This window comes from Gracilibacillus caseinilyticus, assembly GCF_022919115.1.
GTDB lineage: Bacteria > Bacillota > Bacilli > Bacillales > Amphibacillaceae > Gracilibacillus > Gracilibacillus caseinilyticus.
This window is the reverse complement of sequence record NZ_CP095072.1, coordinates 2,330,630-2,351,605: the sequence shown is the minus strand read 5'-3', so window position 1 is coordinate 2,351,605 and position 20,976 is coordinate 2,330,630. Positions and strand designations below refer to the sequence as shown.

Here is a 20,976-nt window from a genome sequence, read left to right as displayed (position 1 = left end):
ACCGAAGATGAAAGAACAAGGAGGTTAAGAAATGGATGAAGAATTAATTACCAATTGGTTCGACGCTTATGCAGATGATGTCTACCGTTTTTTAATATATTACACCTCCACATCAGATGTTGAAGATTTAGTCCAAGAGGTATTCATCAAAGCGATTGATCGCTATGATTCCTTCAAGGGTGATGCCAGCCCTAAAACATGGCTGATTTCGATCGCCCGTAATCTGGCGATCGATGAAGCGCGAAAACAAAAACGAAAGGATTGGCGAAAACTAATCAAAACGTATGAACATAAAATAGACATTTCGCCAGAAGATAAACATTTGTTAAATGAGAAAAAACTCGAACTGCACCGGGCAATCGCCCAGCTAAAACAAGATTACCGTGACGTGGTCATCCTCCGTGGCATCGAAGAATTAACAGTGTCGGAAACAGCCAACGTTCTGAGGTGGACCGAATCGAAAGTACGTGTCACCTTCCACCGCGCATTAAAAGCACTGAAACTGCATGTAAAGGAGGTTCATTATGAGTCATAACGAAGACGATTTAATAAAGGAGTTAAAAGACTTGAAATCAAATGCCAAAATCAATGATACACAAAAGGACAAGATGAAAATGGCCCTGCAAAAACATGCACAAAAGAAGAAGGCCCGCTCCAAAGCAAAGCACACCTTCATTTGGTTTACGTCTGCAGCAGCCGTTCTACTGTGTGGTATATTGGTTTACAGCATGATTAATCAACATCAACTGACCTTGCCCGCTGATGAGCACCCCACCGAAGAAAGCCAGCCTGGTGAAAACGATACACAAGATTCCGATGATGTAACGATTCTTGATGAAGAGCAAAATTCGGAAGAAGATGATGCTGATTCTGGTGAAGAGGATGTTAGTCCTGAGGAATTTAAGGTGGATCAAGTCGGGACAGAGGAAGCCACTATAATGAATGAAGGTATGCAGGAAGAAATTACTCTTCAAAAATATCGAATGGATCCTTACGGTATTACGTATTCGATGCCGGAATTATTAGACAAATATGCAATCGAAGGGAAATCAGTTCGACATCACGACGATAAGGAGTACATTTCCATCAGCCTCCACGTCGTCGAGAATAATACGATTGAAAATATTTCGGATAATTTAAATACAGAGTATCGAGAGCAATATAATGATGTGGATGATGTAACGGAAACAACGGATGAAAATCCTTATGAAGGTCTTCATCAAGGTGGACATAATGCAAGTTCAAATGAAATTTTTGGATATTATGTCTATCAGATTAATAATAACGTTTTAGTCATTGAATATGAATACATCGGTGATGCCGGCGATGGGATAAGTGCTAGAAAACCAATATTTCTTGATTCTATTCAATAAATAAAGCTGTCTTTCGAAGACAGCTTTTTCCTTTCATATTTCATACCATTAACCATCAATTTTCAGTGTTTTCCGTTCAAATATCAGTGTTCCCCTTGACTAATTACTATTTCTCCTCTAATCTATGATCGCATCCAGATTCCCCCACAATAAAAATCAGGTCATGGTTCTCTCAAGAAAAAATGTAAGCGTTATCATACTTTGGTCCCATGACTGAAATCTTTTCTGAACAAGGAGGTGAATCCCGCCTAACATCACCGTTCCCACAAAAAATCAATTAGGAGGTTTGTTTATCTGATGAAAAACATATCCAGCATCCTTATTATCGTTCTGCTTGCGGCACTATTACCAGCTAATCCGTCCCAGGCAGCAGAAGAGGACAACAGCTATTTATTTGATTTTGGTTCAGAAGGCAGTCCCGTTGCAGCCGGCTATACGCAAGTTGCCAATACCACTGTTTATGATGAAAGCAAGGGCTATGGTTTAAGTAAAAGTATCGATATGCGGGACCGCGGCAATCCCGATGACTTAAAAAGAGACTTTGTCATTAACAGTAACTATTCTTTTCAATTAGACCTTCCGAATGGTGATTATTTTGTCAGAATCATCGCAGGGGATGAAATTGCTTTTAATCGCTCCAGTTTCGTGATCAACGGGGAAGATTATGGCAATATCACTTCCAGTGGAGGTGAGTTCGCTGAACTCACCGAAAATATTACGATCACAGATGGCCAGTTAACGATTGATATTGGAGAAAATGGACGCATTAATGGCCTGGAAATCGTGCCATTAGCTCAAGTCGAGAACCTAAGCGTCGATTCCATTAGCTATACAGCGGATAGTGAAGTCGCATTGTCATGGCAAGCAGATGACAACGCGAGTCACTACAACATTTATCGCAAGGGACCAAATCAAGATTCCTTCAGTAAAATCGATGAAACAACCGCTAACGCGTATACAGATTCATCCGTTGAACTCGGTTACGGATACACCTATGCCGTTTCACTCGTACATCCTTCCGGCATCGAATCGGATAAAAGTGATGAAGTTACCGCCTCGTTAATCAAAGAAAATGAAACAGCACCACAGCCTCCAACTAATCTGGCGGTACAAAACGCGTCCATCGATCAGGTAACTGTTAACTGGGAAGCATCCGATGACACGCTGCTTTATTATATTTACCGTGCCAAATATAATCCTGATGATTATCCGGAAGGAACAGTAGATTTCGAGAAAATTGGAACAACCACAGAAACAAGCTTCACTGACGATACTATTTTGACTTATAGCAACTATTATTATCAGGTACGGGCGGTCAATGCAGGAGGAATTTCCGAAGCCTCTGATACGGCTGAATCCCCTGTTACAGAAGTAAAGAAACGACAAATGGAGCAGTTGGACCGTGCACTTGTTGCCGTTCAATCGGGTGATGGTGTATATGTTGGCTGGAAAATGCTCGGAACCGATCCGACAGATGTCAAGTTTAACCTTTTCCGTGATGGTAAAAAAGTAAACAAAAAACCAATCGAGGACAGCACTAACTTTTTTGATGAAGATGGGACAGCAGATTCTACTTATCAAGTAAAAATCATCAAAGGCAGTGGTGACAAAATAACGAAAGAAGTGAACGTCTGGTCAGAAAATTATTTAAGCGTAGCACTGGATAAACCAGCTGGTGGTACCACTCCGGATGGTGTCGATTATACCTATCGTGCCAATGACGCAAGTGTTGGGGATCTCGATGGCGACGGCGAATATGAGATTATTCTAAAATGGGACCCCACTAACTCCAAAGACAACTCACAATCTGGATATACCGGGAATGTATACTTGGATGCATACGAATTAGACGGAACCAAATTATGGCGAATGGACCTTGGTAAAAATATTCGAGCAGGTGCCCACTATACCCAATTCCTTGTCTATGATTTTGATGGCAACGGCAAGTCAGAAGTCGTTTTAAAAACGGCAGATGGCACAATGGACGGTCAAGGTAATGTAATTGGAGATGCTAATGCAGATTGGCGTAATAGTAGTGGTTATGTGCTGCAAGGACCGGAGTATTTAACCATATTTGAAGGTGACACAGGTAAAGCACTAACAACCACAGATTACTACCCACCACGAGGTAATTTAAACGACTGGGGTGATGACTACGGTAACCGTGCTGACCGCTTTTTAGCAGGTGTTGCCTACTTGGATGGTGAACGACCTAGTATACTGATGGCTCGCGGTTATTATACTCGTACCGTCATCGCGGCTTACAATTGGCGAGATGGCGAACTGACAAGACAATGGGTATTTGATACAGATGATGAAGGCAATCAGGATTATGCAGGACAAGGTAATCACAGTCTCTCCGTAGCAGATATTGATAAAGACAGTAAAGACGAAATCATTTATGGCGCCATGGTGGTCGACGATGATGGCAGCGGCCTCTACACTACCGAGTGGGGTCATGGTGATGCCTTACATGTCAGCGATTTTGATCCAAATCGTCCTGGCCTTGAAATTTTCCAACCGCACGAAGACACGCAAATTCCGATCGGGTATGGCATTCGTGACGCGGAAACCGGCGAATTAATTCACGGTGTTAATGTTCGTAAAGATGTCGGCAGAGGCCTTATCGCTGATATTGATCCACGCTATCAAGGCGCAGAGTTCTGGACATCTGCCTCTTGGGATGGCAGTGAAGGAACCGGCTTACATGCAGTAGACGGTGACATCATTTCCGAATCAATTCCGGGATCTGTCAACCATGCCGTCTGGTGGGATGGCGATCTTGGCAGAGAACTGCTCGATCATACCTTTGATTCCAGTAGTGACCCATATGGTGTTGGCCGTATCGATAAATGGGATTATCAAAAAAATGAACTTGTGAACCTTTTAACTCCTGAAGGAACCCGAACCAATAATTACACTAAAGGTAATCCTTCCCTTCAAGCTGACCTTTTTGGTGACTGGCGCGAAGAAGTGATCTGGCCGTCAGGAGATAGTGAAGCGTTACGGATTTACACGACAACCAGTGAATCAGAAGAAAAAATCTACACATTGATGCACGATCCGGTTTACCGTATGGGTGTCGCATGGCAGAATGTCGCTTATAATCAGCCGCCACATACAAGCTTCTTCCTAGGCTATGACATGAAAGAAGCACCACGCCCAGCTATTGAAACGGGCGACCGCTTATTCGGACGTGATAAAAATCTTCATAAGTAATCAGACGAAGCAACCTGCTGTGAGGCAGGTTGCTTTTTTGTAAAGGCATTACTTTTCAAGTTTCATTTGCGCTAAAACGTTAACCGCATCGATCAGATTTGTATTCTTTCAGGTTATTCGCTACAAATCTCTTTCCATTTTCCCTACATTTGTCACCTTTCCTCTATAAAGGATACAAATCTCCTGCCACTCACTTCGTCATTTGTCTCCATTCATGGATAAAGGAAACAAATCACCGTTCAATCCATTGTACTTTTGTTCCCTTTATCTCATCTCAACCATTTTCACATCAAAATAGTATCATAGTACTTTCCATCAGAAAGCAGCTTATCCTGCTTCAACTGACCTTCTACTTCAAAACCTAACTTTTTGTACAAGGCAATTGCTCTATCATTAGTCTCCAGTACACTTAATTGCATTTTCTTAATATCCGCATGTGCCCAGGCCCATTGAATCGATTCTTCCAAAAGCTGCCTGCCAATGCCATATCCCCAATATTCCCTTAATACACCTACTCCGAACTCTACTTTGTGAGCTAACCTCTTTAACTCATTGCCTTCACATCGCGAGAACCCTGCAATATTCCCATTCATTTCGGCGACTAAAAAAAGATGGCTTTCGTATTTACGATCGTCTCTAATGAGCTGTCTGAATGCTGCTTCATCTAAATAGGCTTCCCCTTTTTCTCGATCCATATTTTCTGTCTCCCCATCCATTTGCAAACGAACTTGCACCAGCTCCTTTGCGTCCGATTCTTGTGCGGACCGGATAATAAATGGGTGTTGATTGCTTAATATGGTAACCACAGGCAAACTCCTTCCATATTCGTTGATTGATTGCATCCCCCCCAAAAATATGGATGCAATTATTATCATAGATAACAGCCTAACGCCACAACACCTTTACCTCCACAAATTATGCATAAAATCCCCCCACCATCGCACATTAAACAATGTACGATTATATCAAGGAGGAATTCATCTTGGAAAAAGGAAACAATATCTCCAGTTTACAGGATCAGAACCAGCTTGCACAGGCGCAACAGTCGATTCTTCATTTACAGCATGCCGTACAGCAAGCGCAAAGTCACCTCAATGATGACATTTTAGAACAAGTCAGACATTCAATGGAACGTGCAGAGCGTTCCATTGAGCAAGCGGCAAAAGTAACGCACGACCAAGGTGCCATGGATTTAGTACGACGCGATTATGAACAGCAGAAACAAGCGATCGAGAATATCATTCAATAACAACCGGGCAGTTTCTCTTCCCGGTTTTATTTCTGCACTAACATGTGTAAACCCATGAAAATCGGGAATAGGATGAAAAAAAGCTAGGAGGAAAGAAAATGGGTAACCGTTTTACAAATAAAATAGCTGTTGTTACGGGTGGGAGCTCTGGTATTGGCCGTGCTTCTGCGATCGCACTTGCGAAAGAGGGCGCAAAGGTTTGTCTGATGGACCTGAAAGAAGAACAGGCAGAACAAGTCAAAGACGAAATTACAGACTTAGGTGGAAAGGCAATGATTGCAGATGTAGACCTCTCGGATCATCAGCGGGTAGCAAATGCGATGCAGGAAGTAGCGGATCATTTGGGACAGATTGATATTATTTTTGCCAATAGTGGTATCAACGGGGTGCTGGCACCAATCGAAGATTTGAACCCTGAGGATTGGGACAAAACTATTAACACTAACTTAAAAGGAACCTTCCATACCGTAAAATATGCGATCCCCTTCATGAAAAATAACGGTGGAAGTATTATCATCACGAGCTCCGTCAATGGTAATCGTATTTTCTCCAATTTTGGCATGGCTGCATACAGTACGTCAAAAGCTGGTCAAATGGCTTTCGGGAAAATGGCAGCGCTCGAATTAGCGCAATATAAAATCAGGGTCAATATTATTTGTCCAGGCGCCATTGAAACGGACATAGGCAAAAACACAGAGAAAACACCTGAATTAGAAAAAATCAACATCCCCGTCAAATACCCCGAAGGCGATAAGCCGTTAGAGCACGGTCCTGGAAAACCGGAACAAGTAGCAGACCTTGTCACCTTTCTCGCATCCGAACAAGCGAGTCACATCACGGGTACCGAAATGTTTATCGATGGAGCAGAATCGTTGTTACGCTAAGTAAGAACGACGCTCCAAATAACTTTAATATATACAGCTACCTATAATCCGTATTATGTCAGCTAACGGAGATGTCATTTTTTATTTTGTCTGTGCTGAGACGCCTTCTGCCAACCACTTCTCGTCCCGCTTGGAATGTGGTTGGCCAACACTACTATGGTACAGTCTCTGCAAGAAGACAAATACTAATTGCAACACCATACATTTGTCTTCTTTCTTTATTAACGCTACAAATCTTGTTGTGCAGCTCCCCACTTTTGGTTCCTTTCTTTCTAAACGATACAAATCCTGTTGTGCTGCTCCTCACTTTTGGTTCCTTTCTTTCTAAACGATACAAATCCTGTTGTGCTGCTCCTCACTTTTGGTTCCTTTCTTTCTAAACGATACAAATCGAATAATAAAATCTTGATCCCTTTCATAAGAGTTCTTTTCTTATACTCTGATCGTAACGTGTAAGAAAAGAAACCTTTTATCAAGTAAAGTGTCTTTCCTATAAACGAAACAACTCCCAAACAGCTTTCAATACTTCAGTAGCTCCTTGTTTTCTCGTCTCATGCTGCTTCCACCAATTCCGGTCAAAGACATCGTCACGAACGGGTACCGAAATAACCTCGATTCCTTCCTTCTTCAATGTTCGCTCGAAGATCCATGCCGCCCTAGAAGAATGATATTTATTCGTTACCACCATTAAAGAGTCCACCCTCAACTCACGTAAAAGCGGTATCGACAGCTCCGCTTCTTCTCTTGTACTTGTCACTTCTTTATAATCAAAGATCGCATCATTCGGAACACCTAGCTTGATCAAATGCTCACGCATAATATCAGACGTATAGGTTTCCCAGCCGACAAGTGCGCCAGTGACAATAATCGTATCACTGTATCCTTCATGATAGAGCTTTGCTGCTTCGGCTTCCCTATCTCCAGTTCCACCACTCAAGACAATCATTGCATCCACCTTTTTCGGCGATTGTTCTAATACAAGCAAACGATGCAATTGAAAAAAAAGAAAGAAAAACATCACTAGTAAAAAAAGCGGTATAATCAACATCAACCATTTTTTTATCACGATTCGATTCCCCCAGCATGCCACTTCTTCTTTATCATATAGTAAAAGTAACAAAAGAAAAAGCCATTGTAATAGGCTTATGATCTATTTATATGGTATGATATAAGCAAATTATGCTGTAATGGGAGGATAATAAATGGGCAAACGTCTTTTATTGTTTTTGTTAACGAATATTCTGGTGATGACTACAATCGTCATTGTCTGGTCTGTCATCACACAATACACAGGAATTAATGGATCTTACCGTTTAGGAAACGGCGGAATAGATTATGGTACACTGATGATCTTCAGTCTGGTTGTCGGCTTCACCGGATCTTTCATTTCACTTGCCATGTCACGTTGGATTGCCAAAATGATGATGAAAGTAAAAGTAATCGATCCAAATCGTCCAGCCAATACGGAAGAACGAATCGTGTATGAAAAAGTAGAACGTCTGGCACGTGCGGCAGGATTACGTCACACGCCACAGGTCGGTATCTATCAGTCACCTGAAGTCAATGCATTTGCTACCGGGCCATCGAAAAAAAGATCGCTCGTCGCTGTGTCAAGTGGTTTATTACATTCAATGGATGATGATGCCATCGAAGGAGTAATTGCCCACGAAGTCGCACACGTTTCGAATGGCGATATGGTCACGATGACGCTGTTGCAAGGTATCGTCAACACATTTGTTGTCTTCTTCTCACGAATCGTTGCGATCGCTGTCTCTCGCCTTGTACGTTCGGAATTACAATGGATTGTGGAATTTGCTGCCATTATCGTGTTCCAAATCCTGTTCTCGATTCTCGGCAGTCTCGTTGTCAGTGCGTATTCCCGTCATCGTGAATACCACGCCGACAATGGCGGTGCAGCTATTGCTGGACGTGACAAAATGGCCCACGCCTTACGCTCACTAAAAATGCATGTAGACCGCGCGAATGTCAAGGATTACTCTGATGACTCTGCCGTACAAACAATGAAAATCAGCAGTAAAAGCAGCTTTTTCTCTTTATTTTCATCACACCCACCGCTTGATGATCGTATTTCAAAGCTGGAACAGTAATGAGGAGAAGCATTGTCAGACCAAATCACAAATGATTTGGTCTGTTTTTTAATAGGAATGGTTGAAGTAAACATATGGTAAAATGACTGTAGTGTTGTTACACTTACGAAGAAAGATACTTTTATGAAAAAAGCATGGTTCAGTTCAGCCTAATTTCGTTTGAGAAAAGAGGATCGCCATTGCAAAAAATGACTGAGATATTAGAACAGTTGGGAATATGGGGACTCATTATTGCAGCGTTTACAGAATCAGCCTTTTTTGTCATTCCACCAGATGTATTTCTCATTCCATTATCGGGAAATAATCCATACAGTTCCTTTTGGTTAGCGAGCATTACGGTTTTTTGCTCCATTCTGGGTGCTATGCTTGGTTATACACTTGGTTACTATATCGGAAAACCACTTTTACATAGATGGATTAAGGAGAAAACAATCAAAAAGGCAGAAAGATTATTCGAGAAATACGGGATCATTGCCTTAATTATAGCCGGTATTACGCCAATTCCTTTTAAAGTGTTTGCGATTTTGGGTGGTGCTTTAAAAATGTCTTTCTTACCGTTTCTAATCGGCTCCATCATCGGACGGATCATTCGCTTTTTCCCGATTCCGGTTTTTATTTATTTTATTGGGGAAGAGGCGAAACATTACATGAACAATCAGTCGTCCTCTATTTGGATGATTGCCATGACACTTCTGCCTTTAGTGGTGTTAGTATTTATCATAAAGGGAAAGAAAAAGGTTCGGTAACGACTATTTTTTTGAAAGAAAAAAGAACAGGAAAATACCTGCTCTTTTTTGATGTTAGGGAATCTTCTACGATCTTGCCTTATCTTGATGCTTCCATTCAAAATCATCGAGCAGTGCACGAACTTCATCCGTTGACTTTGTCTCCATCAGCTGATTTCTTAAATCACTTGCTCCTCGAAAGTCACGTACATATATCTTAAAGAAGCGACGAAGCGGTTTGAATAAACGAGGCTCTATTTCTGTATATTTATCATGGAGATCCAGATGTAATCTCAAGAGATCGAGCAATTCCTGACTCGTATGTTCTTTTCGCTCTTTCTCAAAGGCAAATGGATTGGTAAAAATTCCACGCCCAATCATAGCGCCATCGACACCATATTTATTCACTAACTCTAAACCAGTTTGACGGTCCGGGATGTCACCGTTTATCGTTAACAATGTATCTGGTGCCACTTCATCTCGAAGTTTTTTTATTTCGGGAATCAGTTCCCAGTGTGCATCGACTTTACTCATTTCTTTTTTGGTACGGAGATGTATGGAAAGATTCACAATATCTTGCTCCAATAAATGTTTGAGCCAGTCGTGCCACTCGTCTACCTCCGTGTATCCTAGCCTTGTCTTCACACTTACGGGCAATCCGCCCGCTTTTGCTGCTTGTATTAGCTCTGCTGCAACTTCCGGACGACGGATCAGACCGCATCCCTTCCCGTTGGTTGCTACATTTTGAGCAGGGCATCCCATATTAATATCGACACCACGAAAACCTTTTTCCGCCATGCCAATACTCATTTGTCTAAAAAATTCGGGTTTATCTCCCCATATATGCGCCACCATTGGCTGTTCATCCTCTGTAAAAGTCAAGCGCCCACGCACACTAGCTTCTCCATCTGGGTGACAGTAGCTCTCCGTGTTCGTAAACTCAGTAAAAAAAACATCAGGTCTGGCTGCTTCACTTACTACATGGCGAAATACAACATCTGTCACATCTTCCATTGGTGCCAGTACAAAGAACGGGCGCGGTAAATCACGCCAAAAATTTTCTGTCATATATTCCAATCCTCTCATTGTGTTACCAGGTCAAACCACTCAAATGAGAAGCAAAAATATCTTTGCTTCTTTAATACTTATACCATGTTTTGTTCCTTTTTATCAATCCTTGTTTCTCTATTTACAAATAAAAAATTAGGAGAAAAGGGAGACGGTGCCGCCAAAATAAATAAAAAACAGGTTGCCCAAGGTGATTCCTCCAACATGAAACTGCAAGCAAATTTGTTAGGTTTAATGAAGTGATTGTTTGGTTCAAGGAGCTATTAATCAAAATACAAAATTAACGAAAAATTGGCTGCAAAATTATGTGGATGACTGGGCGAAATTTTATTGGAAACATAACAAGGAAGGTGAGCTCCCTTCCTACATACCTATTTGGCATAGCAATAGGATTTAAGTATTTTTAGCTTAGCCATTTCCTTTGAAGTGAAAGCTCACATTGATTACGATAGAGGAAAGAAAATCTTTCATTAGGAGTGATCAGATGGAGTTAACCGTTTATTTAGCAGGTCAGATTCATGATGACTGGCGCCTGAAAGTAGAGAAAAAGGCAAAACAAAAAGATTTATCATTAACGTTTGTCGGACCACAAACCAATCATGAACGATCCGACAATATCGGTGAGGATATTCTGGGAGAACAGCCAGGCAAGTTTTACAAAGACGATGCCGCCTCTGCAATCAACAATTTACGCACTCAAGTATTAATGCAAAAATCCGACATCGTCATCGCGTTATTTGGTGAAAGCTACAAACAATGGAACACTGCGATGGATGCCAGCACAGCGATCGCCATGAACAAACCTACTATTATTGTTCGTCCGGAATCATTGATTCATCCCTTAAAAGAATTGTCTAACAAAGCGAACATCACCGTCGAAACGATTGATCAGGCACTTGAAGTGATCGGCTATATTTATGAGTAACTATGTTTAAAGCCTCGTTTAAAAGGAGGGAGATATGCCCCCTCCTTTTTAAAATTTCTGTCCCTAAGAAGTATTCTTCCATTAATCCTTAAGCATTTTCAATAATGGAATCACTTTGCTCCCACTGCATCATGCGTAATTGTAAGATTATTCGAGCTGCAAGTTTCACTTTGCAGCGTTTCTTTTTCTGTTTTGCTGCAAATAGCTCAAATAATCCTTTGGGGTAATATAGGCAAAATCCTCAAACTCATGGATCAGGTGAGCCTGGTCATAATAGTGGTTTTCAAAAACGATATCCTCCATCTCGTATCCTTGTTTCAGCATCATTAATGCGTGCTGAAAACGAACTATTTTACTGAATCCCTTCGGCGATATCCCCAAGCGATCCATCACTTTATTACGAATATACCGTTCCGAATATTGAGTATCCTGCGCTAATTGACGAATTGATTTTCCTCCGTGATACCGAATAATTTCTTGCAATAAATAGTCCGTTAACGGTTCACTGCTATGCTGACTTGTAATCACTTCACCAATATACTTTTCGAAAATAGTAATGCGCTCATCGAATAACGACTTGTCTAACATCCGTTCAGCTACTTCTGCACCATTCGGTAAAATGACAGCTAAGTCCATAACATTTTCAACATATTCTTTCATTTTGACATGTCGCATATCAATACCACACCCTGGAGGTAATCGAACCCCGAAATATGAGATACCAGCTTGCATCGGTACAAATTTAGATAGCAGTAGACTGCCATAGACCAGCATCGAGGGTTTCCTCTGATTCAATGCTACTAGCACATCCAGACAACCATCCGGAACAGCTGCTAAATGTTCGGCATCGTTGTCTAATGTAAATTGATAATATAAAAATGCTATCCCTTTATACACTTTCAACCTTTCCTGATAGTTTTTCGAATCATAATAGAAATGGGGCTGCATATATGGCTTGGTCGAATACTCCATTACTTCCGCACCTCCGTGAACAGTTCCTTTTATCTTTAAAGTAGTGAAAAATACTTACAAACACCATGATTCCGTCAGATTTCATAACAAGAAACAATGTACAAAACACGCTATTTTATGCCCTTTTTCAAATAGACAAAGACCTTATATCACAACGATGTAACCGATTCACGATATCTTCTTCCTTCTACGCTGTTCCGTTTTCTGCAATACTTCCCTTCCATCCTTTCTTACAATAGAATTAATCACAAAAAAAGGAGAGTCTAACAATGAGCACAACAATAATCAAAGTGAACCACCCACTTGAGCCATTAAACACTGCAGAAATTACTATTGCTACTCACACAATCAAGAAGGAAAAGAACTTAAGTGAAAGTTTTCGCTTCGTTAGTGTCAGTTTATATGAACCATCGAAAGAGCGTGTGCTGCAATTTAAAGAAGGAGACCCGATCGAACGGGAAGCATTCATGACCTTAATCGACAACAAAGAAGAAAAATCATATGAAGCAATTGTATCGATCAGCCGGGAGAAAGTATTGAAATGGGAACATATCCCCGACGTACAGCCAGGAATTATGGCAGATGAGTTTCTCCAATGCGAACAAGTCGTTAAAAATAATCCAGAAATGCAGGCAGCTTTCCGAAAACGAGGAATAGAAGATATTGATCTGATCATGGCCGATCCATGGAGTGCCGGTAACTTTGGAATAGAAGAAGAAAAAGGCAAACGAATTGCCCGTACAATTTGCTGGTTGAAAACCGATCGATTCGACAATGGATATGCCAGACCGATTTCTGGTTTGCACGCTTTCGTCGATCTGAACAAAATGGAAGTCATTAAAGTCGTCGATCATGACGTCATCCCATTGCCACCGAACGATGGAAAATATACGACAGACGGGGTCGAGAAGCTGCGCGACGATATTAAACCGTTAGATATCATTCAGCCTGAAGGACCAAGTTTTACCACTAACGGCCATGAAATTGATTGGCAAAAATGGAAAATCCGCTTTGGCTTCAATCCACGTGAAGGCTTAGTCTTGCACACTGTCAGCTATAACGACGATGGAGTGGAGCGACCAGTCCTATATCGTGCTTCCCTTTCGGAAATGGTCGTTCCATATGGTGACCCAGGGGATCCCGTCAATCGGAACAACGCGTTCGATGTCGGAGAATACGGGATTGGGATGCTTGCTAATCCATTAACACTAGGCTGTGATTGCTTAGGAGAGATCCAATATTTTGACGCTCATCTTACCGATAGTAAAGGAAACCCTGCCACGATTCAGAATGCCATATGTCTCCATGAAGAAGATTACGGCATTTTGTGGAAACACACTGATTTCCGTACTGAAAAAGTTGATGTGCGTCGCTCTAGAAGACTAGCACTTTCGAGTATTTCAACAGTTGGAAACTATGAATATGGCTTCTTCTGGTATTTTTATCAGGATGGGAATGTAGAATTCGAAGTCAAATTGACAGGCATTCTACATACGAAGGCTGTTCTGCCAGGAGAAAAATCGCCATACGGTAACCTGCTCGCTCCACAATTAGATGGGCCTAATCACCAGCATTTCTTTAATATGCGTCTCGATATGATGGTTGACGGTGTACAAAACTCCGTAGTCGAAGTGAATACCGAAAGCGAAAAGTCCGGACCACATAACCCATTCGGCAATGCATTTATCGCGAAATCACATACATTAAAAAACGAACAAGAAGCAATGCGCAATATGAATCTGGAATCAGCCCGCTACTGGAAAATCATTAATCCAAATAAGAAAAACTGGGTAGGAGAGCCAGTCGGCTACAAAATCATGTCGGGAGAGAATGCTTACCCTTACGCACACAAAGATTCGAGCCTCATGAAACGTGCAGGATTTATCAACCATCACTTATGGGTAACCCCTTATGATGAAAAAGAAAAATATGCTGCAGGGGACTATCCAAATCAGCATGAAGGTGGAGATGGCTTACCAAAATGGGTACAGCAAAACCGCAATATCGACAATGACGATATCGTTGTCTGGTATACGATGGGGCACCATCACATAACTCGTCCGGAAGATTGGCCTGTCATGCCGACTGCTTATATGGGTTTTATGCTGAGACCGGTAGGCTTTTTTAAACAAAATCCATCGATTGATGTACCACCATCTCAGCCGAAACATTGCGATCCATCATCATGTTCATAGGAGGGAAAAACATGCTAAATGTTAGTTTATTATTTATCACTATCGTCACGGTCTTCAGTATTGTCCGTATTTATCGCCAGAAAACGGACATTAGTCAATCGGGCATGCATGTCCATATTATCATCATGACAGTTAGTATGATTGCATCCTTAGCTGTTGGTATTGTATTCGGTATTATGTTCATGCACAATCTAGCAACTTCTTCGCTGTTGGCCGGTATATTCGGTATGATGATCGGCTTTATTGTTGGTAAACCATTTCATCCGATTGCCAGTCTTGGCGGCATGGCAGAAGGACTGATGGGAGGTGTGATGGGGGCCATGACCGGTGAAATGATCCACATGGCCGTTGACGCTTCCATGTTTCTGCTTATTACAGACGGACTGTTTCTTAGTTTTATGATCTCTGTTCAATGGGTACTTTCAGCGTATAAACCAAAAACAAATCCATTAACTACTCCGTCCATCAAATTGGCGGAGTAAAAAAAGAAAGGGAGATAATGATGGTCGAACTGAAACGCAAACTAGGTTTTTGGCAAGCCTATGCAACTGCTACAGGGTTAGTAGTTGCAGGCTCCACAATGGTTACACTTGGTAACAGTATGGGTATGGTCGGTCCAGCTTTTATTGTATCTACTTTTCTAGCAATGGTCATCAGTATTATTATTGCTTTATCTTATGCAGAACTAGCGTCCATTTTACCTGGTGCAGGAATGATAGGCGATTACACCTCCGTGGCGATGGGTAAATTCATGTCAATCATCGCTGTTTTATCCGGCTATTTTGTATTAGTCGCTACAGTAGGTGCAGCCGAGACATTAACGGCGAGTTTTGCGACCCAGACGCTTTGGCCGGAAATTAACACAACACTCGTCGCCATCATTTTATTGACCTTTTTCTTAATCGCTAATCTTTTAGGTGTAGAAGTGTTCGGTTCGATTCAGGTAGTCTTAACCCTTGGTATTATGATTATTTTATCCGTATTGGGGCTATTTGGAATATTCGACGTTTTCACTGCAACAGAACCAATCGAAACCACCTTTAACCCGGCTGGCTGGAATACGGTCTTCCAATCATTAGCGCTTGGCATCTGGCTCTTTATCGGGATCGAATTTGTTGTACCAATGGTGGAAGAAGTCAAAAACCCCAACAAAAATATTCCGCGGGCAATGATTTATGGTCTGCTTTCGATCTTTGTGGCCGACATGCTATTTGGGCAGGCAATCATTCACTACATTGATCCGAGCGTACTCGCAAGCTCCGGCACACCGCAAATCGATGGGGCACGCGCCATGTTAGGCGGAGTTGGCGGAACCTTAATGATCATTGTGACTATTTTTGCTGCAGCAAGCTCGATTAACTCCAACTTCGCTGCTGTTCCGAGATTATTCTATGGCTTAGCACGTGATGGTCTGCTGCCAAAAATATTCGCCTATCTGCATCCGAAATACCGGACACCTTGGGTCAGCATTATAGCTGTCTATGCGTTGTTCAGCTTACCGTTATTTATCATCACGGTTGGTGAATCTACCTTAAACATTCTGATTTTATCTGCTTGTACGACATGGTTAATCTCCTATATCATCGCCCAGTTAGATGTCATTATACTGCGCAATAAATATAAGGATCTCAAACGCCCATTCCGAACACCTTTTTATCCATATACACAAATCATTGGGATTCTTGCTTGTCTTTATATGATTGTGACCATTCATCCAGATCCCATCATCAAAACACAGATTTATACTATCGCCGGAGCATTTATTATTGGGATTTGTGCTTATGCCTTCTTATGGCTCAAATATAAAAAACAGCCACTATTCAAACCGGTTCCAATTGAAGCACAACGCCATGCCAACGATACGGAATCAAGCAGCGATGAATTTGTGTTAGAACCAGAAGCCAAAAGTTTCTAAGAGGTGTCGCATATGTTTACCAACATTGAAAAACGCGCGATCAAATATTTTCATGAAGCACTTGCCATGTTTTCTCTGCCAGCAGCTGGGAAAAAAGAGCTCACCTATATGCAAGAGCCTAACTGGCGATTTACTTTCCGCTTACACAAGAAATTTTTATCTAAAATCTACAAAATGGTCATCGGTTACCAATTTCCATCTAATTCTATCAAGATAAACGATGTGCTCAGGTGGAATTATCGCAAGAAAAAATGGCAAGGGAAGCATAGATTATGTGATGCGTTAAATGAAAACAGAAAGCTGAAACAAATGATCCAGCAAGTAGATTTGGAATCGCTAGAACTGAAGCAAGTAGACGGCAACTGGGTGATAACCGCTATCCCGATTCCTGGCAGCTATCTCTTTACCTTACTGCCACCGGTGCAATATTTTGTTAAGCTAAAACAGGAAGAGGTTCAGCTGTTAAAACAAATCCTTGCACTCGTCGAACATACGACGGTGGAATGGCAAATGAAACAGAGTGCTTAGCTGCTACAAGCGTCCATAAGATCCTTTCTTTTATGGGCGCTTTTCAAGTGAAGCTATTCGTAAGAGTCTGTTTACTAAATAGGTGACATTAGAGCATTTAATGTGGCTAATAGGACACTTTCACCTGAAGTTTCTCCTTTCTTTGCAGGTATTTGAACTTCCAAATAACCGCCTTCCTCCATAAAAAAGCTATTGCAACAGCAATAGCTTCTAGCTAACGCGGTCGACGGCACATTCCTGGAATTAGGAAAATGTCGATAAACAACCATATCCAAAGGAAAACGAGTGGGATCCAGCCGATAAACAGCCATGTCGTTCCCCATCCGATAATACCTAGTAAAAGTTGCGTGATTCCACTTGCGATTCTTCCGGTGTAAAAACGGTGAATACCGATTTGACCAAGGAAAAACCATAGTATATAAGCAAGAGCTATATTACGTTCCATCATTTGCGTTCCTCCAATATTATAAGTTCACATTTATTTAAGCATGTGAAAAAGCAAATAAAAAATAAGGCTGATCTCCACACAGGAAATCAACCTTATTATCTTATTCCTCTTCTAACGTAATGTCACTAAATGTAGCAGTCGTATAATGAATCAATTCGTTCGGATTCTTCGCACCATCGACTGCAAAACCGATATAAACCTTTTTCTTCATGTTTATTTCCTTCGAGCCAACTTCTACCCAATTTTCACCATCTGCAGATGCATAACCGGTTAAACTATCTCCCACTCGTTCAATCTTGAGCCAATAGGGAATGCTCGTATTTAACAGGGACGGGACACCGTTTTCTTCAGGGCGATCATGTTCACCTGGTGCAACAATGGTTCCACCTTTCTCAGATCGGGAAGAAAAATGAACGGCAAACAGCGTGTCTTGGCGGTCTGCTTTCACTACAGAAGTACTAATCATTGCGGTTTTGGCATCTGGTGAAAGCCCGTCTCTAATCATTAAACCAGAAATCGCATTATTATTTAATTTCGTTACATCGGAAATCCTGGCAGTCAGCGTGCCGTCGCCCATCAATTGCTGATAAACGAACTGGAAGGCATCCTTGTCATCTATGATTCGCCCTGTACCCTTTACTGTCAATTGATCATTTTCTATACTTGCATTCCCCTTCACTTCCACCGCACCGACATCCTTTGACTTCCACTCTCCAGACTGAGGCATCGTATTCACATAAATTGGAGCCGAAGTGGTTTGCGTAGCATTTCCATCCTTATCGGTAATTTTTGCCGATACATACCACGTGCCATTCGGTGCGTCTTCCCAAGTAAAGCCGAACGATCTACCTGTACCTTCACCTATCTTTTGATCATTACGATAATATTCGACACTAACAATATCCTGCTTATTTTCAAGATTTACATTAAAATGAATATCCTTACCAGCCTTATGAACACTATGTGCTCGTGGTGAAGCTAGTACACCGTCTGGATTAGCTGCTTCATGGTCCATATCTGCTAAACTATTCAAGTAGAGCTCAAGATTGGAATAGCCTGATGACGTGATGGCTTTACCGTCTTCACTGTTATCAGGATTCAATCCTTTGTCTTTCTCCCACTTATCCGGCATACCATCATGATCGGAATCGACTGGTGCTTCTGCAGATTTCATCTCAGGAAAACCACCGACTTCCCATTCATTATTAATAATACGTCCTGTACCGTTCCTGACATCACGTACAACCCGTGCGTCAACCGGGTCACGCTTCGGCAATGTTGCACCCGCTTTATCCAGGACTTCCTGATAAGCTGTTTCTGCTGATCGAATAGCCAGTTGATCATGTCCAGCAACGGGATATGGCTCTTCTCCAAACGTGACATCTTCTTTAATATCTTCAACACCCAACATGTTATTTTCCGTAACTTCTTTATTTCCTGCCATCACGTTGTCTGCAATATAGAACCACCCGGGCTGTCCATCACGTCCAGGACTGATAATGCGTTGACTGACATTATCGTACGTGGCAGGACCTGGTTTATAAAAGTTATTCATAATATTGTTTTTCTGGTTTTCCCCTCCATAGGTTGAATTAAAGCCCCAGTTGTATATGACATTGTTCACAATATCCGCATGTGATACAGGATGCAGCTCATTCCCTGTGTTACCAAGTGCCGGAACACGGCTAATATGTGTGGCAAGTAAATTATTTACGAATGTAGCATTTTCTCCACCCCAAATCCCGCCATATCCGTGTCTTCCTTTCGTATGACCAGAAATTAATAAACTTTCACTGATCACACTCCATTGAACGGTCGTATTTTCATTTCGGTAAAAAGAAAATGCCTCATCGATTCCCCAGCTGGCTGAGACATGGTCGATCATCGCATTCTTGATATCGCGACCACCAAAAGCATCAAACTCGGTATGCAAGTTCGTGCTTCCAGGGCGAAAACGCATATACCGGATGATAATATTCTCGGAATTACTAATATTAGTCCCATAACCTGAGACTGTAATCCCATCGCCTGGAGCTGTTTGGCCAGCGATCGTTATATTTTTTCTAGCGATATTTAAAGGCTGTTCCAATTGAATCGTGCCAGAAACCCGAAAGATTATCATCCGGTTATCCTCACTGACGGCATCTCGCAAAGAACCAGAAATTGCAGCTTCACCTTCTCCGTAATCTTCAGTCGTCGTTACTTCATATACATCGTAACCTCTACCACCAGAAGTATATTTCCCACCGCCTTCTGCTCCTGGAAAAGCAAGTACATCTGCTTGCGCGTTTACCGTTTCCGTAGTCACAGAGGACATGATCATGACGAAAATTACGGCGATCAGCCACCTGTAGTGCTTATTATTCTTCATGTTTTACACCTCCATCTATTGTTACTATCATTCTAACAACAGATAGATTACCTTTTTTTACGCCTTCTCTGTTAAACGCTTACATTTCATCTGATGCTCCTCCCTAAACTCATTTGGCGACATACCTGTCATCTTTTTAAAAATACGCCAAAAGTGAACATGGTTTGTATATCCCACTTTCTTGGTTATCTGATTGATCTTGATCGAGGTTTCCATCAGTAACTGCTTGGCATTCGAAATTCTTACCGCATTCAAATAATCGGTGAAACGATAGCCAATGGTCTGTTTAAATAATTTACTAATTGATTGTTCATGCAGAAAAAACGCTTCAGCAAGAACCGATAAAGTAATATCTTCGGCAAAATGTTCATTAATGTAGGTTATGATTGCATCGACTGTCTCATGCTGCTGGGAATGGGGGCGTAGTTTATCCTGTGGCTGAGGTTGAATGTGCAACAAACGCTCGGATTCAATTAAGAATTGTGTCAATAGAAGCTGCAAATATCGTTTGCGATCCCGATTATCAAGGTAATATTCCTTCACCATATTTTCTAAAAGTAACCGGAATACAGACGCATTGTGCACATTTAACAGTAAGGCTCCTTTGTTAAACAGTGCTTGAAGTAAATAATGATCCTCTTTTAATAAAAAGCTATCACGAAAATTGATGACGATTCGCTGATAATTCCGATCGGTTACCAGTGTCTTATGCAACCTGTTTTTATCAATAAACACAATTTGATCTTTCTCAGCGATGAACTGTTCACCATCCATTAGAAAAAGCTTCTCACCCTCCAGCATATAGAAAATCTCATAATCCTGGTGAAGATGAAAATGCTGCATATCTTTAACGGCTTTATGCGGTCCGGAATAATCCAGATAAAAAGACTGATTCCTCAAGGATACATTCACTTTTTGCGCCAAACACAATCCCTCCTTCATCTATATGTAAGTATACCGAATACCCCAAGATATGGAAAGGTAAAGACGACCTAT

Annotated in this window: 19 protein-coding genes; 12 read left to right on the top strand and 7 right to left on the bottom strand. The window is 41.5% G+C overall.

Annotated features, from left to right (window positions below):
- Positions 1-31 precede the first annotated feature (31 nt).
- From MUN88_RS11040 to MUN88_RS21720, 3 genes are all read left to right on the top strand, one after another.
- Positions 32-535 carry an RNA polymerase sigma factor gene (locus tag MUN88_RS11040; protein ID WP_244714964.1) on the top strand — a complete coding sequence of 168 codons (504 nt, stop codon included), beginning with the start codon at positions 32-34 and terminating at the stop codon, positions 533-535.
- The gene (locus tag MUN88_RS11035) at positions 525-1,373 is read left to right on the top strand and encodes a hypothetical protein (protein WP_244714962.1); all 849 of its coding nucleotides are present in this window, start codon (positions 525-527) and stop codon (positions 1,371-1,373) included. Before MUN88_RS11040 ends, MUN88_RS11035 begins: the two co-directional genes overlap by 11 nt.
- Before the next feature lie 297 nt (positions 1,374-1,670).
- Positions 1,671-4,592: a rhamnogalacturonan lyase family protein gene (locus MUN88_RS21720; protein ID WP_305852462.1), complete on the top strand. Its 2,922-nt coding sequence runs from the start codon at positions 1,671-1,673 to the stop codon at positions 4,590-4,592.
- 284 nt (positions 4,593-4,876) lie between these two features.
- Here MUN88_RS21720 and MUN88_RS11020 read toward each other — a convergent pair whose 3' ends face one another.
- Entirely contained in the window at positions 4,877-5,398 is a 522-nt protein-coding gene (locus MUN88_RS11020) for a GNAT family N-acetyltransferase (protein ID WP_244714960.1), read from the bottom strand.
- 176 nt (positions 5,399-5,574) lie between these two features.
- Here MUN88_RS11020 and MUN88_RS11015 point away from each other — a divergent pair, with 176 nt between their 5' ends.
- Together MUN88_RS11015 and MUN88_RS11010 are read left to right on the top strand one after the other, a co-directional pair.
- Positions 5,575-5,841: a hypothetical protein gene (locus tag MUN88_RS11015; protein WP_244714958.1), complete on the top strand. Its 267-nt coding sequence runs from the start codon at positions 5,575-5,577 to the stop codon at positions 5,839-5,841.
- Between the two features lie 98 nt (positions 5,842-5,939).
- The gene (locus MUN88_RS11010; protein WP_244714956.1) at positions 5,940-6,725 is read left to right on the top strand and encodes an SDR family oxidoreductase; all 786 of its coding nucleotides are present in this window, start codon (positions 5,940-5,942) and stop codon (positions 6,723-6,725) included.
- A gap of 490 nt (positions 6,726-7,215) precedes the next feature.
- On the opposite strand, the gene MUN88_RS11005 is transcribed toward MUN88_RS11010, so the two are convergent.
- Positions 7,216-7,791: a YdcF family protein gene (locus MUN88_RS11005; protein WP_244714954.1), complete on the bottom strand. Its 576-nt coding sequence runs from the start codon at positions 7,789-7,791 to the stop codon at positions 7,216-7,218.
- 136 nt (positions 7,792-7,927) lie between these two features.
- Between MUN88_RS11005 and htpX the strand changes: the two genes are divergently transcribed.
- On the top strand, positions 7,928-8,833 hold the full coding sequence (gene htpX, locus MUN88_RS11000) for a protease HtpX (protein WP_244714952.1): 906 nt from the start codon (positions 7,928-7,930) through the stop codon (positions 8,831-8,833).
- A 188-nt stretch (positions 8,834-9,021) separates the two neighbouring features.
- Complete coding sequence (locus tag MUN88_RS10995; protein WP_244724459.1) at positions 9,022-9,579, top strand: YqaA family protein; 558 nt, start codon at positions 9,022-9,024, stop codon at positions 9,577-9,579.
- 66 nt (positions 9,580-9,645) lie between these two features.
- Here MUN88_RS10995 and MUN88_RS10990 read toward each other — a convergent pair whose 3' ends face one another.
- Positions 9,646-10,626: a tRNA dihydrouridine synthase gene (locus MUN88_RS10990; protein ID WP_244714950.1), complete on the bottom strand. Its 981-nt coding sequence runs from the start codon at positions 10,624-10,626 to the stop codon at positions 9,646-9,648.
- 484 nt (positions 10,627-11,110) lie between these two features.
- On the opposite strand from MUN88_RS10990, the gene MUN88_RS10985 reads away from it, so the two are divergent.
- Positions 11,111-11,551 (top strand): YtoQ family protein, encoded by a 441-nt coding sequence (locus MUN88_RS10985; protein ID WP_244714948.1) that lies wholly within the window; start codon positions 11,111-11,113, stop codon positions 11,549-11,551.
- Between the two features lie 165 nt (positions 11,552-11,716).
- Here the strand turns inward: MUN88_RS10985 and MUN88_RS10980 are convergent, their stop codons facing one another.
- A complete protein-coding gene (locus tag MUN88_RS10980) occupies positions 11,717-12,523 on the bottom strand; it encodes a helix-turn-helix domain-containing protein (RefSeq protein ID WP_244714946.1) in 807 nt (268 codons plus the stop codon).
- A 269-nt stretch (positions 12,524-12,792) separates the two neighbouring features.
- On the opposite strand from MUN88_RS10980, the gene MUN88_RS10975 reads away from it, so the two are divergent.
- Genes MUN88_RS10975 through MUN88_RS10960 form a run of 4 tightly spaced genes read left to right on the top strand, consistent with a single transcriptional unit; the run spans position 12,793 to position 17,161 of the window.
- A complete protein-coding gene (locus tag MUN88_RS10975) occupies positions 12,793-14,718 on the top strand; it encodes a primary-amine oxidase (RefSeq protein ID WP_244714944.1) in 1,926 nt (641 codons plus the stop codon).
- A gap of 11 nt (positions 14,719-14,729) precedes the next feature.
- Complete coding sequence (locus MUN88_RS10970; RefSeq protein WP_244714942.1) at positions 14,730-15,200, top strand: hypothetical protein; 471 nt, start codon at positions 14,730-14,732, stop codon at positions 15,198-15,200.
- Positions 15,201-15,217: 17 nt separating this feature from the next.
- A complete protein-coding gene (locus tag MUN88_RS10965) occupies positions 15,218-16,633 on the top strand; it encodes an APC family permease (protein ID WP_244714940.1) in 1,416 nt (471 codons plus the stop codon).
- 12 nt (positions 16,634-16,645) lie between these two features.
- Positions 16,646-17,161, top strand: a complete 516-nt coding sequence (locus tag MUN88_RS10960) for a DUF3156 family protein (protein WP_244714938.1) — start codon at positions 16,646-16,648, stop codon at positions 17,159-17,161.
- A gap of 214 nt (positions 17,162-17,375) precedes the next feature.
- Here MUN88_RS10960 and MUN88_RS10955 read toward each other — a convergent pair whose 3' ends face one another.
- From MUN88_RS10955 to MUN88_RS10945, 3 genes are all read right to left on the bottom strand, one after another.
- On the bottom strand, positions 17,376-17,609 hold the full coding sequence (locus tag MUN88_RS10955) for a TM2 domain-containing protein (RefSeq protein WP_244714936.1): 234 nt from the start codon (positions 17,607-17,609) through the stop codon (positions 17,376-17,378).
- A gap of 100 nt (positions 17,610-17,709) precedes the next feature.
- Positions 17,710-19,980, bottom strand: coding sequence for an Ig-like domain-containing protein (locus MUN88_RS10950; protein WP_244714934.1), 2,271 nt, complete (start codon positions 19,978-19,980; stop codon positions 17,710-17,712).
- A gap of 57 nt (positions 19,981-20,037) precedes the next feature.
- Complete coding sequence (locus MUN88_RS10945) at positions 20,038-20,904, bottom strand: helix-turn-helix transcriptional regulator (protein WP_244714932.1); 867 nt, start codon at positions 20,902-20,904, stop codon at positions 20,038-20,040.
- Between the last annotated feature and the right edge of the window lie 72 nt (positions 20,905-20,976).

What these genes read in the sequence shown, in the direction of transcription:
- MUN88_RS11040 (WP_244714964.1), top strand. Translation starts at nt 32, where the DNA reads ATGGATGAAGAATTAATTACCAATTGGTTCGACGCTTATGCAGATGAT.
- MUN88_RS11035 (WP_244714962.1), top strand. Translation starts at nt 525, where the DNA reads ATGAGTCATAACGAAGACGATTTAATAAAGGAGTTAAAAGACTTGAAA.
- MUN88_RS21720 (WP_305852462.1), top strand. Translation starts at nt 1,671, where the DNA reads ATGAAAAACATATCCAGCATCCTTATTATCGTTCTGCTTGCGGCACTA.
- MUN88_RS11010 (WP_244714956.1), top strand. Translation starts at nt 5,940, where the DNA reads ATGGGTAACCGTTTTACAAATAAAATAGCTGTTGTTACGGGTGGGAGC.
- htpX (WP_244714952.1), top strand. Translation starts at nt 7,928, where the DNA reads ATGGGCAAACGTCTTTTATTGTTTTTGTTAACGAATATTCTGGTGATG.
- MUN88_RS10995 (WP_244724459.1), top strand. Translation starts at nt 9,022, where the DNA reads ATGACTGAGATATTAGAACAGTTGGGAATATGGGGACTCATTATTGCA.
- MUN88_RS10990 (WP_244714950.1), bottom strand. Translation starts at nt 10,626, where the DNA reads ATGACAGAAAATTTTTGGCGTGATTTACCGCGCCCGTTCTTTGTACTG.
- MUN88_RS10985 (WP_244714948.1), top strand. Translation starts at nt 11,111, where the DNA reads ATGGAGTTAACCGTTTATTTAGCAGGTCAGATTCATGATGACTGGCGC.
- MUN88_RS10980 (WP_244714946.1), bottom strand. Translation starts at nt 12,523, where the DNA reads ATGGAGTATTCGACCAAGCCATATATGCAGCCCCATTTCTATTATGAT.
- MUN88_RS10975 (WP_244714944.1), top strand. Translation starts at nt 12,793, where the DNA reads ATGAGCACAACAATAATCAAAGTGAACCACCCACTTGAGCCATTAAAC.
- MUN88_RS10970 (WP_244714942.1), top strand. Translation starts at nt 14,730, where the DNA reads ATGCTAAATGTTAGTTTATTATTTATCACTATCGTCACGGTCTTCAGT.
- MUN88_RS10965 (WP_244714940.1), top strand. Translation starts at nt 15,218, where the DNA reads ATGATGGTCGAACTGAAACGCAAACTAGGTTTTTGGCAAGCCTATGCA.
- MUN88_RS10960 (WP_244714938.1), top strand. Translation starts at nt 16,646, where the DNA reads ATGTTTACCAACATTGAAAAACGCGCGATCAAATATTTTCATGAAGCA.
- MUN88_RS10955 (WP_244714936.1), bottom strand. Translation starts at nt 17,609, where the DNA reads ATGATGGAACGTAATATAGCTCTTGCTTATATACTATGGTTTTTCCTT.
- MUN88_RS10950 (WP_244714934.1), bottom strand. Translation starts at nt 19,980, where the DNA reads ATGAAGAATAATAAGCACTACAGGTGGCTGATCGCCGTAATTTTCGTC.